General features: G+C 34.2%; 16 protein-coding genes. 5 read left to right on the top strand and 11 right to left on the bottom strand.

What is annotated here, in order from left to right; all coding sequences use genetic code 11:
• The first annotated feature begins 12 nt into the window (after positions 1 to 12).
• The gene (odhB, locus tag ACOOWA_RS07620; RefSeq protein WP_421374315.1) at positions 13 to 1263 is read left to right on the top strand and encodes a 2-oxoglutarate dehydrogenase complex dihydrolipoyllysine-residue succinyltransferase; all 1251 of its coding nucleotides are present in this window, start codon (positions 13 to 15) and stop codon (positions 1261 to 1263) included.
• Positions 1264 to 1347: 84 nt separating this feature from the next.
• On the top strand, positions 1348 to 1734 hold the full coding sequence (gene apaG, locus ACOOWA_RS07615) for a Co2+/Mg2+ efflux protein ApaG (RefSeq protein ID WP_421374314.1): 387 nt from the start codon (positions 1348 to 1350) through the stop codon (positions 1732 to 1734).
• A gap of 73 nt (positions 1735 to 1807) precedes the next feature.
• Here apaG and ACOOWA_RS07610 read toward each other — a convergent pair whose 3' ends face one another.
• The 3 genes from ACOOWA_RS07610 to ACOOWA_RS07600 are packed head-to-tail and all read right to left on the bottom strand — an operon-like array spanning position 1808 to position 4257.
• Complete coding sequence (locus tag ACOOWA_RS07610) at positions 1808 to 2362, bottom strand: 3'-5' exonuclease (RefSeq protein WP_421374313.1); 555 nt, start codon at positions 2360 to 2362, stop codon at positions 1808 to 1810.
• 29 nt (positions 2363 to 2391) lie between these two features.
• On the bottom strand, positions 2392 to 3378 hold the full coding sequence (locus ACOOWA_RS07605; RefSeq protein WP_421374312.1) for a glycosyltransferase family 2 protein: 987 nt from the start codon (positions 3376 to 3378) through the stop codon (positions 2392 to 2394).
• Positions 3379 to 4257: a lysophospholipid acyltransferase family protein gene (locus ACOOWA_RS07600; RefSeq protein WP_421374311.1), complete on the bottom strand. Its 879-nt coding sequence runs from the start codon at positions 4255 to 4257 to the stop codon at positions 3379 to 3381.
• An 86-nt stretch (positions 4258 to 4343) separates the two neighbouring features.
• Here ACOOWA_RS07600 and ACOOWA_RS07595 point away from each other — a divergent pair, with 86 nt between their 5' ends.
• Positions 4344 to 4913 carry a thioredoxin family protein gene (locus ACOOWA_RS07595; RefSeq protein WP_421374309.1) on the top strand — a complete coding sequence of 190 codons (570 nt, stop codon included), beginning with the start codon at positions 4344 to 4346 and terminating at the stop codon, positions 4911 to 4913.
• Between the two features lie 37 nt (positions 4914 to 4950).
• On the opposite strand, the gene ACOOWA_RS07590 is transcribed toward ACOOWA_RS07595, so the two are convergent.
• From ACOOWA_RS07590 to ACOOWA_RS07555, 8 genes are all read right to left on the bottom strand, one after another.
• Positions 4951 to 6375, bottom strand: a complete 1425-nt coding sequence (locus tag ACOOWA_RS07590) for an aldehyde dehydrogenase (protein ID WP_421374307.1) — start codon at positions 6373 to 6375, stop codon at positions 4951 to 4953.
• A gap of 45 nt (positions 6376 to 6420) precedes the next feature.
• On the bottom strand, positions 6421 to 6939 hold the full coding sequence (rplI, locus tag ACOOWA_RS07585; protein ID WP_421374305.1) for a 50S ribosomal protein L9: 519 nt from the start codon (positions 6937 to 6939) through the stop codon (positions 6421 to 6423).
• Between the two features lie 168 nt (positions 6940 to 7107).
• On the bottom strand, positions 7108 to 7410 hold the full coding sequence (rpsR, locus tag ACOOWA_RS07580) for a 30S ribosomal protein S18 (RefSeq protein ID WP_074229140.1): 303 nt from the start codon (positions 7408 to 7410) through the stop codon (positions 7108 to 7110).
• A gap of 35 nt (positions 7411 to 7445) precedes the next feature.
• On the bottom strand, positions 7446 to 7787 hold the full coding sequence (rpsF, locus tag ACOOWA_RS07575) for a 30S ribosomal protein S6 (RefSeq protein WP_267264699.1): 342 nt from the start codon (positions 7785 to 7787) through the stop codon (positions 7446 to 7448).
• Between the two features lie 139 nt (positions 7788 to 7926).
• Positions 7927 to 9249 (bottom strand): choice-of-anchor J domain-containing protein, encoded by a 1323-nt coding sequence (locus ACOOWA_RS07570; RefSeq protein WP_421374303.1) that lies wholly within the window; start codon positions 9247 to 9249, stop codon positions 7927 to 7929.
• 93 nt (positions 9250 to 9342) lie between these two features.
• On the bottom strand, positions 9343 to 10692 hold the full coding sequence (locus ACOOWA_RS07565; RefSeq protein ID WP_421374302.1) for a chloride channel protein: 1350 nt from the start codon (positions 10690 to 10692) through the stop codon (positions 9343 to 9345).
• Between the two features lie 267 nt (positions 10693 to 10959).
• Entirely contained in the window at positions 10960 to 12279 is a 1320-nt protein-coding gene (locus tag ACOOWA_RS07560; RefSeq protein WP_421374300.1) for a dihydrolipoamide acetyltransferase family protein, read from the bottom strand.
• A gap of 63 nt (positions 12280 to 12342) precedes the next feature.
• Positions 12343 to 13170, bottom strand: coding sequence for an SAM hydrolase/SAM-dependent halogenase family protein (locus ACOOWA_RS07555; protein ID WP_421374299.1), 828 nt, complete (start codon positions 13168 to 13170; stop codon positions 12343 to 12345).
• Between the two features lie 126 nt (positions 13171 to 13296).
• On the opposite strand from ACOOWA_RS07555, the gene ACOOWA_RS07550 reads away from it, so the two are divergent.
• Together ACOOWA_RS07550 and ACOOWA_RS07545 are read left to right on the top strand one after the other, a co-directional pair.
• Complete coding sequence (locus ACOOWA_RS07550; protein ID WP_421374298.1) at positions 13297 to 14253, top strand: PhoH family protein; 957 nt, start codon at positions 13297 to 13299, stop codon at positions 14251 to 14253.
• Between the two features lie 95 nt (positions 14254 to 14348).
• Positions 14349 to 15005 (top strand): porin family protein, encoded by a 657-nt coding sequence (locus tag ACOOWA_RS07545; protein ID WP_421374297.1) that lies wholly within the window; start codon positions 14349 to 14351, stop codon positions 15003 to 15005.
• Positions 15006 to 15024 lie beyond the last annotated feature (19 nt).

Here is a 15024-nt window from a genome sequence, read left to right as displayed (position 1 = left end):
AAAAAATACGATATGTCAATTTTAGAAATGAAAGTTCCTTCACCGGGAGAATCAATTACAGAAGTTGAAATTGCAACTTGGCTTGTAAAAGATGGTGATTATGTAGAAAAAGATCAACCTATCGCTGAAGTAGATTCAGATAAAGCAACTCTTGAATTGCCTGCAGAACAAAGTGGTGTTATTACTTTGAAAGCAGAAGAAGGTGAAGTTGTACAAGTAGGTCAGGTTGTCTGTTTAATTGATATGGATGCTGCAAAACCTGCAGGTGGCTCTGCTCCTGCTGCTGAAGCTCCAAAACATGAAGAAGCGCCAAAAGCTGCTGAGCCTGCAAAAGCGGAAGCTCCAAAACCAGCTCCGGTTGCTGCACAATCTTATGCTACTGGAACTCCATCTCCTGCTGCAAAGAAAATTCTTGATGAAAAAGGAATTGAAGCTTCACAGGTTTCAGGTTCTGGAAGAGACGGTAGAATCTCTAAAACTGACGCTGAGTTGGCTGCTAAACCTGCAATGGGTGGAAGCTCTCTTTCTGCTACAGGTGCAAGATCTACAACTACAACTAAACTTTCAGTGCTTAGAAGAAAAATCGCTCAGAGATTGGTTTCTGTAAAGAATGAAACGGCGATGTTGACGACTTTCAACGAAGTTGATATGTCTGAAATTTTCAGATTAAGAAAGCAATATAAAGACGAATTTGCTCAAAAACATGGGGTAGGACTTGGTTTCATGTCTTTCTTCACAAAAGCAGTGACAAGAGCATTACAAATGTATCCTGACGTAAATGCTTCAATCGACGGAGATTTTAAAATTAATTACGATTTCTGCGATATTTCAATTGCGGTTTCAGGTCCTAAAGGATTGATGGTTCCGGTTTTGAGAAATGCAGAAAATATGTCTTTCAGCAGTGTTGAAGCTAATATTAAAGATTTGGCAATCAAAGTGAGAGACGGAAAAATTACCGTTGACGAAATGACTGGAGGTACTTTCACCATTACAAACGGTGGTACTTTCGGATCAATGTTATCAACTCCGATTATTAACCCACCTCAATCTGCAATCTTAGGAATGCATAACATTATCCAAAGACCGGTTGCGGTTGACGGACAGGTTGTAATTCGTCCGATGATGTACGTTGCCATGTCTTATGATCACAGAATTATCGATGGTAAAGAGTCTGTAGGATTCTTGGTTGCGGTAAAAGAAGGTATCGACAATCCGGTAGAAATTCTATTGGGTGGAGATGAAAGAAAAGGTCTTGGATTATAATTAATTACTTTTATAATATCATATAGAATCTCGCCTCCTAAAAAAGGCGAGATTTTTGTATCTGTTAATTTAAATTGAATGAAAATGTTCTCTAAAATTACTTCAAATATCAAAGTTTCGGTAGTTCCTGAATATGATAGCAAGAACAGTTATCCTTCAGAAAACCGATACGTTTTTAAATATAATATCGTCATAGAAAACGATGGTGATTTCTCAATAAAAATTCTTAAAAGAAAATGGCTTATTTTTGATGTAGGATTCGGGTTTACAGAAGTTGTTGGTGATGGTGTTATAGGATTGACTCCGGATGTGGAATCTGGGGATAATTTTGCCTATTTTTCGAACGTAATGCTTCGTTCAGGAGTTGGAAATATGAGCGGAAAATATTTGGTTGAAAACTCAGATACGAAAGAACAATTCGAGATTGATATTCCAAAATTTAATTTATTGTCAGAAGTTTTAAGTAATTAAACTTATTCGTTAAAAGTTTCGCACAAAGAATATATTTCCAAAATCTGTGAAAATATGATTTATCTTTGATAAATTACAAGACTTTAATTTTCTTTTTCATGCAATCAGAAACTTCATCATTGTTTGTAATAAATAATTTTTCAAAAGCTAGAAGTGATATTTTTGCACAAACTTCTGCATCATCTCCCGCTCTGTGATGCTTAAATTTAATATCGTGATATTCTGCCAAATGTTTTAAGCCATATTTAGGAAGATAATTCCATGATTTTTTGGCTAACTGAATACTGCATAAATAATTCATTTTAGGGGTAAACATTCCATAATATTCCAGACATCCTCTCAAAACTCCGGCATCAAAACTTGCGTTGTGAGCAATCATCAAAGTTCCGTACATCATATCTTGTACTTCATACCAAATGTCTGCAAAAGTAGGAGCGTCTTTCACATCACTTGGTAAAATCCCATGTACATCAATGTTTCTAGGATGAAAATAAGGGAAGCTAGGCGGTTTTATCAACCAGGTTTTTGTCTCTACAATTTTAGAATCCTGAACAATACAAATTCCCAGTTCACACGCAGAATTTCTTTCGTGAGTAGCAGTTTCGAAATCTAATGCACAGAAATCCATTTTTTCAGTTATAAGTTTTGAATTATTAATTATTTTCCTCCTAAAAAATGCTTGAAGATAAGCCATTTTGTTTGGTAGTAGTCTGATTTCTGATATTGTTGACGGCGCTTTAAAGTTTCCGGAATTTGAGCATAAAATCCGAAATGCCCTCTTAAAACTGCCCAAAAATGAGATAAACCATTCTTATAGGCAAAATAAAATGAAGCAGCTCCGTCTAAACACAATCTGAGAAATATGATCCCAATTAATTTTGGGAAAGGTAAATTTTTCAATAACATAGAAAAATTATTTCTGATGTTTAGAAATGTTTTCTGAGCGCTTTGCTTATTCAAAGTTCCGCCGCCAACATGGTACACTCTAGATTTTCCGGTATAGAATACTTTCTTTCCCGAATTAATTAATCTCCAGCAAAGGTCGATTTCTTCCTGATGTGCAAAAAATCTTTCGTCGAAACCCTTCTGCTCCCAAAAATCTTTAGAGCGAATAAAAAAACAACAACCTGAAGCCCAGAAAATCTTCGTTTCATCGTTATATTGTCCTTTATCTTTTTCTAGATCATCAAAAACTCTTCCCCGGCAATAAGGATAACCTAAATTATCAATAAAACCACCTGCAGCACCTGCAAATTCAAAATAATCTCTATTATTAAAAGATAAAATTTTAGGCTGAATGGCTGCAATTGAAGAATCTTTTACAAATAAATTTAAAACAGGTTTAATCCAGTTTTCTGTAACTTCGACATCAGAATTTAAAAGGCAATAATATTCAGCATTTATCTTTTTTAAACCTTCATTATAACCTCCTGCAAAACCATAATTTTTATCATTGATAATGATTTTTACAGAAGGAAATTTTCTTTTCAGAACTTCAATAGAATCATCTGTTGAGCTATTGTCAATGACGTAAATTTCAGCTTCTTCAGAAAACTGTATAACGCCCGGTAGAAATTTTTGTAGCCAGCTTTTGCCGTTCCAGTTTAAGATAACAACCGCAAGGTTTTTAGAATTTTCTGTCATTTATTCGCCGTCATAAGTTTTTATAGAATCCTGATATTTCCATTTTCTGTGTGACCAAAGATAATTATCAGGATTTTTTCTAATGGTATTTTCAAGCATTTGATGGAATTTTCTTACCACCTCATTTTTCACAAACTTTTCACCTTCGGGATAAATTCTGTGATAATTCACCTGATAAAAACCTCTTTTTACTTTTTTCATTTCACAGTAAATGAAAATCAAATCCATCCTGGTTGCCAGTTTATCGTAACCGATAAAAGCAGGAGTTCTCTGATTTAAAAATTTCAAACCATAATTGACATGAGCAATATGCGGAGTTTGATCTGCGACAAACATATAAATAGATTCTCCATCATTCTGATTTCTGAAAATATTCAAAATTACTTCATTTGCCTCCAATGCCTCATTGCCAAATTTATTTCGGACTTTTTTCATCTGATCTTCCCAGAAATTACTGTTTACCTTGCGATAAACCGGATGAGAATTTTTTTGTGGAGTTAATGTTGCTAAAGCGTTCATCCATTCCCAATTGAAAACGTGACCCGCCATCAGAATAATGTTTTTTCCTTCAGCTTTTGCTTCATGAAACAAATGCTGATTAATGTGTTGCATTCTCACACGAGTTTCATTCTCTGAAATACTGAAAGATTTTACCGTTTCAGCCAAATAATCTGAAAAATTCAGATAGAATTTCTTTCTGATTTCTGCGATTTCTTCATCCGACTTTTCAGGAAAAGAATTCGTTAAATTCTGAGTAATGATTTTCTTTCTGTAGCCTACAAAATAGTAGTTCAGAAAAAAGATGATGTCCGAAAAAATATATAATATTTTTAGCGGAAGTTTAGAAACCAGGAAAAGTATTTTGATTAAAAAATTCATAAAGTATGCAAATTTAGTGATAAAAAAAATATGGTTTCATTTTTGCTGATCATAAAGATTATTTTTATTTTTAAAGTATGAAAAAAATGTCGTTAGTAGTTCTTTTTGCGTTTGGTACTTTTGCCTGGGCGCAGACTACAAATAAACCAATAAAGGTGAAAAATTCTGATGATAAAGCACTGTTGGTAAAAAGTGATGCTGCAGAACTGGAAGCAAAGAAAAAAGCTGCGGCAGAAGAAAAGGCAAAATTGCCAAAACCTTACGATCCGAAAGCCGATGCAGAGAAAGATATTCAAAACCTGGTTGCAAAAGCAAAAAAAGAAGGTAAAAATGTAATGATTCAGGCGGGTGGAAACTGGTGTATCTGGTGTTTAAGATTTAATCAATATGTGCAGACTACTCCGGAACTGAAGAAAATGGTTGATAAAAACTATATTTATTACCATCTAAATTATTCTCCCGACAATAAGAATGAAAAAGTTTTTTCTCAGTACGGAAATCCGGGTGATCGATTTGGTTACCCTGTTTTCATTGTTTTGGATGGTAATGGAAAAATGATTCATATACAGCAAAGTGATGTTTTGGAAGAAGGAAAAGGATATAGCTTAGACAAAACAAGAGCGTTTTTTAACAAATGGGCTCCATCAAAATCTTAAAAATGTAAACCGGGAAAATCTTCCCGGTTTTTTTATTTTACATAAAACTTTTAATCCAGCTAAATTTTTTCTCAGAGTACGGCGGATATTTTAGATTAGGTTCACCCCAGGTTGCTCTTTCTAAAACAGCTTTTTGGTGAGAAAAAGTCTCAAAACCAAATTTTCCATGGTAATTTCCTATTCCTGAATTTCCAACTCCTCCGAATGGAAGATTCTCATTTCCTAAATGCATCATTACATCATTGATACAACCTCCGCCAAATGATAATTTTTGAATGAAATTTTCTTTTTCTTCAGAATTATTAGTGAATAAATAAGCAGCTAACGGTTTTTCGTGTTCTAAAATTTCGTTTAAAGTAATATTAAAATTAGTAAAAGAAATAACAGGCAAAATCGGTCCGAAAATCTCTTCCTGCATTACTTCATCATTCCAATTGATATTTGTTAAAATAGTAGGCTCTATGAATAGATTTGCTGCTTTAAAATTTCCTCCGAAATAAATTTTATCTTTATTAATCAATTTTATGAGACGTTCAAAATTCTTTTGATTGATAATTCTCGTATAATGATCGGAATCTTGCTCATATTTAAACTCCTGAATGTATTTTCTGAGCATTTCCAGAAACTGTTCCTGAATTGATTCTTCTACCAATAAATAATCAGGTGCAACGCAGGTTTGTCCGGCATTGATGAATTTCCCCCAAACGATTCTTTTGGCGGCAACTTCAAGATTGGCATCTTTTGTAATGATGGAAGGGGATTTTCCACCTAATTCTAATGTAACGGGTGTTAGATTTTCAGCAGCAGCTTTGTAAACTATTTTTCCAATTGCCGTACTTCCGGTGAAAAATATCTTATCGAATTTCAGTTTTAAAAGTTCGGTGGTTTCATCAATTCCGCCCTCGTAAGCATACAAATATTCAGGAGGGAAATTTTCGTTGATAATTTTAGCCATTATTTTCATTGTGTTTCCGGCGATTTCGCTTGGTTTTAAAATGCAGCAGTTTCCGGCTGCTAAAGCTGCAATGATAGGAGAGAGTGATAATTGATAAGGATAATTCCATGCTCCGATGACCAAAATATTTCCTAAAGGTTCAGAATAGATTCTGCTTTTCCCAAATTGATTAACCAGGTTGGTGCTTACTTTTTTAGGTTTTACAAATGAATTTAAATTTTTAAGGTAATATTTAATATCATTTAAAATAAAGGAAATTTCTGTGGTAAAAGTGTCAAATTTAGACTTTCCAAAATCTTTATCAATTGCTTCATACAAAAGGTTTTCGTTTTTTAAAATCAAATCCCGAAGCTTTTCAAGATACATTTTTCTGAATCTGAGATTCTTAGTTTGCTGAGTCTTAAAAAACTCTTTTTGCTTTGCTACAATTTCCTGAATTTCCATATATAAAATTTGAAGAGTTATAGCAATTCTTTTGCCTAAATAAGGTTTAAAACAAAAAACCACCTCTTACGAAGTGGTTTATATTTTTGAGAAAAATCTCAGTAAGTCTTAAGCTTCTTCAGAAGGAGTTTCTTCTACAACTTTAGCTTTAGGAGCAGCTGGTTTTGGAGCTTCTACCGGTGCGTCAGATACGATGTCGAATTCAAAATTGTATTCTACATTTCTGTGTAATCTTACGTTTGCAGTTACTTTACCAGTTCTCTTAATCGTGTTTCCTGGGATTTTGATATATTTCTTGTCAACAGAAACTCCAGCTTTAGCAAGAGCAGCAGAAAGATCTGCATTGTTGATAGATCCGAATAATTTGTCACCAGAGCCTACTTTTGCAGGGATTGTAATAGAAGTTTTTTTCAATTGATCTACTACACCGTTTGCTGTAGCGATTAATTTAGCTTCTTCTTCTTTTCTGGCTTCCAAAGTAGCTTCAAGAGCTGCAACGTTTTTAGGAGTAGCTAAAAGAGCGTAACCTTGAGGTAACAAGAAGTTTCTTGCATAACCTGGTTTTACATTTACTGTGTCGAATTCAAGACCTAAGTTTTCTACGTCTTTTTTAAGAATAATGTTCATTGTTGTTGTCCTTTTTTAGGATCTAGATATTAGATATTAGATGCTAGACATTAGACATTAAGTCTGAAATCTAAAATCTGAAATCTATTAATCTAAATTAAGTTAGAATTAATATTTATTCAGCAACAAAAAGCCAAAAGCTATAAGCTAATGGCTAATTGCAAATTTTTACTTTAATAAGTCAGCTACGTAAGGCATCAAAGCTAAGTGTCTAGCTCTTTTGATCGCAGAAGAAACTTTTCTTTGGTATTTCAAAGAAGTTCCGGTATATCTTCTAGGTAAAATTTTACCTTGCTCGTTTACGAATTGTAATAAGAAGTCAGCATCTTTGTAATCAACGTGCTTAATTCCGAATTTTTTGAATCTACAGTACTTTTTATCAGTTTTTGTATTGATATCAAGTGGTGTAAGGAATTTTACTTCAGATTCTCCTCCAGCAGAGGCTTGTTTAGCCATATCATCTATTGCCATGTCTTTGTCTTTTTTTAATTTGGGTTAATAAATAATTAAGCTCTTGAAGCCTTGATTTTAGTTCTTCTAGTTACAGCGTATTCTACAGCGTGCTTGTCTAGTTTTGTAGTAAGGTAACGAATTACTCTTTCGTCACGTTTGAATGCTAATTCTAAATCAGCAACTACAGTACCTTCACCTTTAAATTCGATTAAAGTGTAAAATCCGTTCTTTTTAAGTTGAATAGGATAAGCTAATTTTTTTAATCCCCAATTTTCTCTAGTGACAATTTCACAGTTCTTTTCTTTCAAAAGATCTACATACTTGGTCACTGCTTCCTCCACCTGAGCCTCAGATAGAACGGGAGTTAAAATGAAAACAGTTTCGTAATTGTTCATAATGTTAAATGAATTTGTTAATTATTTCGAGGTGCAAAATTATGAATTATATTTATAATATGCAATATAGTTAAGGATTATTTTAAATGAATAAAGACCTGCCGAGACAGGTCTTTAAATAAATTCGATTTAAGAAAAATTATTTCTTAATTATTTTTGCAGACTGCAGACCATTTTCTGTCTGTGCAGTTACAATATATGTTCCTGATGATAATCCTGAAACATTAACGTTGGATTTTTCAGTTTCTAAAACATTTTTACCACTTAAATCATAGATTTTTACTGATTTAATTTTTGAATCCGAATTAATATTTAAAATATCAGAGACAGGATTTGGGTAAATTTTTAAAGATGAATTTTTCTTTATCGCTTCATTTACGGCTAATTGTGCATCTAAAACATTTACCGTGTAATCTTCAGCCTGTCCGTAATCATCACCTAAGCAAGGATTAAGTAAATTGGTGTCATCAAAAACTTTTTTCACTCTCATTCGGGTATTTCCGGGAAGTGCTGTTGCAGGCACTGCAATTGAATGTATAGCCTGTATCGCATCTAACCCTGTGGAATTTGTAATTGTTTGAGTTACTTCATAAACTTCTCCAGGATCATTAAGTACCCCGTTTTGATTCCAATCAATAAAAACAGAGAAATAGTTTGTGTAATTTCCGGCAGTATTCCCTTTTAATGTAATGTTATAAGATTGTCCCTGAGTGACTGTTGCTGTCTGATTCAAAAAGAATTCATGAGAATTACCTACATATTCTTCGTCATCAGTAGCATTATTAATCCCTGCAAAATTCACTAAAGTGATAGGTTCGTCACCATCATCTCCAAAAAAGCTGTCTCCAAAGAATAGCGGACCGCAGTAACTTGGTGGTGGTGCAGTATAGGTATAATCTACTTTAATATTATCTACCAACAGCAAAAATTTATCATTGCTGTTGTTTACGAAAGCAAATCGTACATTTTGTCCAATGTATGGAGTAAGACTTACAGCTCTGCTTGTCCATGTAGAATTTTCTCCTGTATTATTATACAGTTCTACAGTAAAATCTGCAATCGTATTGCCTCCGTTCGGTGAAAGCATTACTTTATAACCATCAAGATAAGTAGCATCCTGTGATTTTGCATCCCAATATAAAGTAGGCGAAGTTCCGGAGACAGCTACTGTTGGCGAAATTAACCAATCATTTGAAGTTCCGGCAGGACTGTACCATGAGGTGCTCATAGCTGCATAGTTTCCGGCAGGGCCGCCAAAGTTACCTTCAGTTCCTTGCCTGTTAATCCGATTCCAGCCATTGGTTATAAAATCTACGCTTGCTGCCGGAGTTAATCCGTCTGCATCAATAACAGTCCATGCTGAAATTCCCGGGCCGACACCATCAAAATTCTCCTGAAATATCTGACTGTAACCAAATACAGGAATTGCTAACAGTAATACGTTGAGTAATTGTCTTTTCATAATAGATTTTTTTTGTAATTCCCTACAAGATAACAAAAAATAACCGAAAATTCCAATTTAAGTGAATATTATAAGGTCTTTTTTAAGTAAATTTTAATCTTTTCTAATCTCTGTTAAGAAATTCATTTTCAAAACATCATATAAAGAATGTCTGCTTACTAATATTGAAAATAAGGAAGAAACCATTCCTGCCAACATTAAATGAAAAATTAAAGAATGTCTGTCGGTCATTTCTAAAACAATGATTGCAGAGGTAAACGGGGCTCTTGTAATTCCTGTAAGAAAAGCGACCATTCCTCCTAAAATAACTACATTAGTTTCATTTGGAGTGAGATGTATAATTCCTGAAATAACTGAACCTATACTTGCTCCGGCTGTTAAAGCAGGTGCAAAAATTCCTCCTGAACCACCCGAAGTAAAAGATAGGGCAGGACCCAACATTCTTAAGATCGGAATATACCAATCTTCATGTTTATCTCGGGTGAAAAGTACACGTTCGATGATTTCTTTTCCCGAACCTAAAATTTCACGGCTTATAAAAAATGAAATACAAGCGATAATTAATGCACAAACAATTAAAAATAAAACATTGGCTCTGTCTGTTTTTAAGTTTCTTTTCTTCCAGCTATTCATTTTAAGCATAATTACTGAAAGCTGACTGGCTAAAATTCCAGAAATTCCCGCTACTAAAACGATTGGAAACATCACCATTAAAGAAACATCATTGGTTTTGGGATAAGCTAAATATAAATAAGAACCAGCTAAAGTCTGCGCCGTTAAACCCGCAATAATTACCGCTGTGAAAAGAGCTGTTTTAAAATAATTAATATGCGTTTTAGAAAGTTCTTCAACTGCAAATACAATTCCTCCTAAAGGCGTATTAAAAGCAGCTGCCAAACCTGCTGCAGCTCCTGTCATAATCATATTTTTCTTGGAAATTTTTGGCCACCACTCGGGAAGATACTCATTTACTTTTCTGAAAATAGAGCCTGCAATCTGAATAGTCGGACCTTCCCGCCCAACCGCTCCACCGCCAATCACTAACACAACCGAAGACAAAATTTTAAAAACAATAATTTTTAAGCTTAAAAGACTTCTGATTTTTTTATGTTCTTTCGGATTTGCCAATTCTACAGCTGCCATTACCTGAGGAATTCCACTTCCTTTTGCGTTTGGGGCAAATTCTTTGACCAACCACCACGATAAAATGAAACCAATTGGAGCAATAATGAAAATCATCCAATCGTGCCACTCCAGAATGTAATGAAGCAGACTTTCACCCCACGAGAATATTTTTGCATACATCACCGCAAAAAAACCTGTAATCACGGAGCCAATCCAAAAAGGAACTGCCTGAAGCAAATTGTGTTTCAGCTGTTCGTTTCGGATGTTATCAAAGGATTTTTTTAAGCCTTTTCGAAGTGACGACAAAATTCTGCGCATGACTCAAAAATAGATTATTTTTTATTAAAATGAAAATTTCAGGGGTTAATGATGTTTGATAATTTCGATCTATATAATTATAGATGTTATTATTTAATTATAAAACATAATTTCAGGAGTAATTAGATCAGAAATTAAAACAAAGTTTATTTAGATTCCTCTGGAATGACAAATTTTACGTCAGAACAATAAAAAAAACCTCCGAAAAAAATTCGAAGGTTTCTATTTTAGAATCGGCAATATTACTCATTACCAATTATTCATTACTTATATTTCAGTGTTCATATCCCAATTCTGAAGGTAATCATGAACGTGTTTCAACATCATTCCACCCAAAGAACCGTCTACAACTCTGTGGTCGTAAGAGTGAGACATGAACATCAACTGACGGATTGCGATTACATCACCGTCTTTCGTTTCAAGAACAGCAGGCTTTTTAACAATCGCTCCAATCGCCATAATCGCAACCTGTGGTTGAGGAATAATAGGAGTTCCCATTAAATTTCCAAAACTTCCTACGTTAGAAATGGTATAAGTAGCACCTTGAGTATCTTCCGGTCTTAGTTTTTTGTTTCTTGCTCTGTAAGCTAAATCGTTGATTGCTTTTGCCAGACCTGATAATGATAACTGGTCTGCATTTTTGATTACAGGAACAATAAGATTTCCGTCTGGTAAAGCAGTTGCCATACCAATATTAATGTTTTTCTTCTTGATGATATTTTCACCGTTGATAGAAACATTAATCATTGGGAAATCCTGAATCGCTTTTACAATCGCTTTTACGAAAATCGGCATGAAAGTCAGTTTTTCACCTTCACGTTTTTCGAATAGATCCTTGTTTTTCGCTCTCCATTTTACAACGTTGGTAACGTCGGTTTCGATGAAAGAAGTTACGTGAGGAGCAATTTGTTTTGCTTTCACCATGTTTTCAGCGATAATTTTTCTCATTCTGTCCATCGGGATGATTTCATCACCTGCAGAAGTCGAAATAGTTGTTGCCGGAGTTGAAGCTGCAACCGGTTTTGGAATCGGAGTTGAAGCCACTTCTTGTACCGGTGCAGTTTGCTGAGCTGGCTGATTTCCTCTGTTTGCAACGTGAGCTAAAATATCTTCTTTGGTAATTCTTCCTTCTAAACCGTTTCCTTTAATGGTTTTTAGTTCAGATTCAGAAATATTTTCCTGTTGAGCGATAGATTTTACCAGTGGGGAAAGGTAAAGATCTCCTGAAAATTCTACGTGAGAGGTTGCAGTCGGGTTCAAGGGCTCTTCAATTGCCTTGATTGTTTCTGCATCGGGAACTGAAGTTTCAGTTTTTACTTCTTCTGAAGCTGTACTTCCGCCTTCTCCTTCAATTTCTAAAATAGCGATGGCTTCACCTACTTTTGCAACTTCGTCTTTCTGTTTAAGGATTTTAACAATTTTCCCTGAAACTGGTGTCGGAACATCTGAATCTACCTTATCCGTCGCAATTTCTACTACCGAATCATCTTCCTTTACCTGATCACCCTCATTGAATAACCAGGTGATAACTGTAGCTTCCATCACGCCTTCACCCATCGAAGGAAGCAATAATTTGTATTCTGCCATTTTTAAATTTTAGATTTTGACAAATATATAAAAAAAATCGGTTTTTTTATGAAATAGATAATTTTAGAAAAATTCAATGTAAATATTTTCTCCCACATTCAGTCCGAAAAGGGTTTTGGCACCGTTTTTTTTGCTGCCTTTATAGATGGTTAATTCCAATTGGTCGCTATCGTTGAAAATAGCTGCAGATTGCCCGTGATATTCGGTTTCTCTTTCCCAATCTGCTACAACTTCGGTGTGACTGGAATAGATTTTTGAAAGACTTAAATTCCTGAATTTGATGGTAAAATTTTCAAAACCTTTCACCAAAGTTTCAAAAGAATCTTTATTGATATTCGAGATTATGTTTCCGAAATTATCAATGTACATTACCTCCCCGATAATCATCTTTTCAGACTCATTATAAACGGGTTTTGGGAATAAAAGCTGTTTTGCGGATTCTATTTTCCTTCCGATCACTTCCGGAAGACCTCCATTTGCCAAATGAACAGCAACGGGAACAAAAACATCAGTGGAAGTGAAGCTTACGATGTCATCAAAACGGTTGTTTAATGTAATTTCGTAGATGGCTTCTGGTTTAATATCGAAAAAAATTAAACTTAAAAGTCCGTTGTCTGCTGCCAAAAAATAATGTCCGTCTGCTTTGTAAAGAATATTTTTTCTTGATTTATGAAAAAAACTGTCTACAGAAACAATATGTATCGTTCCTTTCGGAAAATATTTGTAGGCATTCCTCACTATATAAGACGTCTGAATCAGGTTATATGCCTGAATATCATGGGTAATATCAACACTGTTAACTTCAGGATTTAAAGACAGGATTTTTCCTTTCATAGCCGAAACTCTGTAGTCTAATCGTCCGAAATCTGAAGTGAGGGTAATAATTGACATGAATAAATCTGATAGAAGTGCAAATTTATCTAAAATAAAAGGAAAGAAACAGCTATTGTGGAAAAGAATTTGACTTAAAATTGAAAAAAAACTTTTAAATTTAAAATCTAAAATAAAAATATTTGCATGTTTGAACTAACGTATGAATTAGAAGGTATTGATGCAAAAAACTTCTATGGTGTTAATAACCAATATTTCAATTTAATAAAATCAAGCTTTCCGACGCTTAAAATTACAGGGCGAGACCATTTTGTCTTTGCAATGGGAAATAAGGAGGCTTTAGACATATTTAAACAAAAGCTGGATGATATTGTTTCATTCATTTCCAAGAATAATTCTATAGGATTAAAAGATATTGAAAACTTCCTCAACCTTAAAGATGAGAATGAAAAACATCTGGTTTTTGATCAGGACATCATCGTAAAAGGTGTAAACGGAAAAATAATTAAAGCTAAAACTACCAATCTTAAAAAACTCGTAAAAGAGAGTGAGAAAAAAGATATGGTTTTTGCCATAGGACCAGCCGGAACGGGAAAAACGTACACAAGTGTAGCTTTGGCGGCGCGTGCTTTGAGAGATAAAGAAGTTAAAAGAATTGTTTTGACAAGACCTGCCGTTGAAGCCGGAGAAAGTCTTGGCTTTTTACCCGGAGATCTGAAAGAAAAGCTTGATCCTTATCTGCAGCCTTTATATGATGCACTTCGAGATATGATTCCCCATGAGAAACTGGAAGGTTTTATGGAAAAGAAAGTGATTGAAGTAGCACCTTTAGCTTTTATGAGAGGGAGAACTCTGGATGATGCTTTTGTAATTTTGGATGAAGCTCAAAATACAACTCACGCTCAAATGAAAATGTTTTTAACGAGAATGGGGATGAATGCAAAGTTTATCATTACGGGAGATCCTACCCAGATCGATTTGCCACCAAAACAACATTCTGGTTTGAAGGAAGCGATGAGAATCCTGAAAGACGTAAAAGAAATTGGATTTGTATATTTAAACGAAGAAGATGTCGTAAGACATCCTGTTGTAAAGAAAATTATCCTGGCTTACAACGAAGAAGATAAGCGTAATAAGCAATAATTTAAGAAAAGTTTAAACAAATTTTAAAAATATTTTTTAATTCTGCAAAAAGTGATATATTTGGAATCTTAAAATTTGTTAAAAAACTTTTAATTATGAAAAAACTAATACTTATTGCATCTGTTGCAATTATGGGCGTTGCTGTAAAAGCACAGGAGACTAGATTTGGTGTAAAAGCTGGTTATTCTTTATCTACAATAAAAGTTGATGAAGCACAGGATGATTTGGAAGCAAGAAGCACAGATCCATCTCATACTTTTTACATTGGTGGTTTAGTTGAGCATAAATTTAGTGATACATTTGGTATTCAGGGTGAATTACTATATTCTCCACTTGGAGGAAAAGAAGATTACAATGTAAGTGATGGCCAGCTTTATTTTAGAGAAAAATCTAAACTTACTTTCGGAACTTTATTAATTCCGGTTTCTGCAAAATATTTTATTACCGAAAATCTATCTGTTGCTCTGGGAGCCAGTTTTGGCGTTATTTTATCAGCTAAACAAAAAACTGTTATCGATGCTGGTATTGGTATTCCTGGTCTTGAAATCAGTGGAGATGATGATGTAGATATTAAAAATGATGTAAATACTCTTAACATTGCTCCTTTTTTAGGTGCAGAATATATGTTGGAAAATGGCTTGTTCTTTGATGCAAGATACAATTATGGTGTTTCTGATTTATCTAAAAGTGATGGAAAGGTTTCTAACAGCTTTTTGCAAGTAGGTGTGGGTTTCAAATTCGGAGGAAACTAAGAAATTACAGATCAAACGA

The organism is Chryseobacterium sp. GP-SGM7 (assembly GCF_049166575.1).
Taxonomy (GTDB): Bacteria; Bacteroidota; Bacteroidia; order Flavobacteriales; family Weeksellaceae; genus Chryseobacterium.
This window is presented reverse-complemented; position numbering and strand designations above follow the sequence as displayed.

Excerpts from the sequence above, each read along its gene's own strand:
- odhB (WP_421374315.1), top strand. The coding sequence starts at position 13 with ATGTCAATTTTAGAAATGAAAGTTCCTTCACCGGGAGAATCAATTACA.
- apaG (WP_421374314.1), top strand. The coding sequence starts at position 1,348 with ATGTTCTCTAAAATTACTTCAAATATCAAAGTTTCGGTAGTTCCTGAA.
- ACOOWA_RS07610 (WP_421374313.1), bottom strand. The coding sequence starts at position 2,362 with ATGGATTTCTGTGCATTAGATTTCGAAACTGCTACTCACGAAAGAAAT.
- ACOOWA_RS07605 (WP_421374312.1), bottom strand. The coding sequence starts at position 3,378 with ATGACAGAAAATTCTAAAAACCTTGCGGTTGTTATCTTAAACTGGAAC.
- ACOOWA_RS07600 (WP_421374311.1), bottom strand. The coding sequence starts at position 4,257 with ATGAATTTTTTAATCAAAATACTTTTCCTGGTTTCTAAACTTCCGCTA.
- ACOOWA_RS07595 (WP_421374309.1), top strand. The coding sequence starts at position 4,344 with ATGTCGTTAGTAGTTCTTTTTGCGTTTGGTACTTTTGCCTGGGCGCAG.
- rplI (WP_421374305.1), bottom strand. The coding sequence starts at position 6,939 with ATGAACATTATTCTTAAAAAAGACGTAGAAAACTTAGGTCTTGAATTC.
- rpsR (WP_074229140.1), bottom strand. The coding sequence starts at position 7,410 with ATGGCAATAGATGATATGGCTAAACAAGCCTCTGCTGGAGGAGAATCT.
- rpsF (WP_267264699.1), bottom strand. The coding sequence starts at position 7,787 with ATGAACAATTACGAAACTGTTTTCATTTTAACTCCCGTTCTATCTGAG.
- ACOOWA_RS07570 (WP_421374303.1), bottom strand. The coding sequence starts at position 9,249 with ATGAAAAGACAATTACTCAACGTATTACTGTTAGCAATTCCTGTATTT.
- ACOOWA_RS07565 (WP_421374302.1), bottom strand. The coding sequence starts at position 10,692 with ATGCGCAGAATTTTGTCGTCACTTCGAAAAGGCTTAAAAAAATCCTTT.
- ACOOWA_RS07560 (WP_421374300.1), bottom strand. The coding sequence starts at position 12,279 with ATGGCAGAATACAAATTATTGCTTCCTTCGATGGGTGAAGGCGTGATG.
- ACOOWA_RS07555 (WP_421374299.1), bottom strand. The coding sequence starts at position 13,170 with ATGTCAATTATTACCCTCACTTCAGATTTCGGACGATTAGACTACAGA.
- ACOOWA_RS07550 (WP_421374298.1), top strand. The coding sequence starts at position 13,297 with ATGTTTGAACTAACGTATGAATTAGAAGGTATTGATGCAAAAAACTTC.
- ACOOWA_RS07545 (WP_421374297.1), top strand. The coding sequence starts at position 14,349 with ATGAAAAAACTAATACTTATTGCATCTGTTGCAATTATGGGCGTTGCT.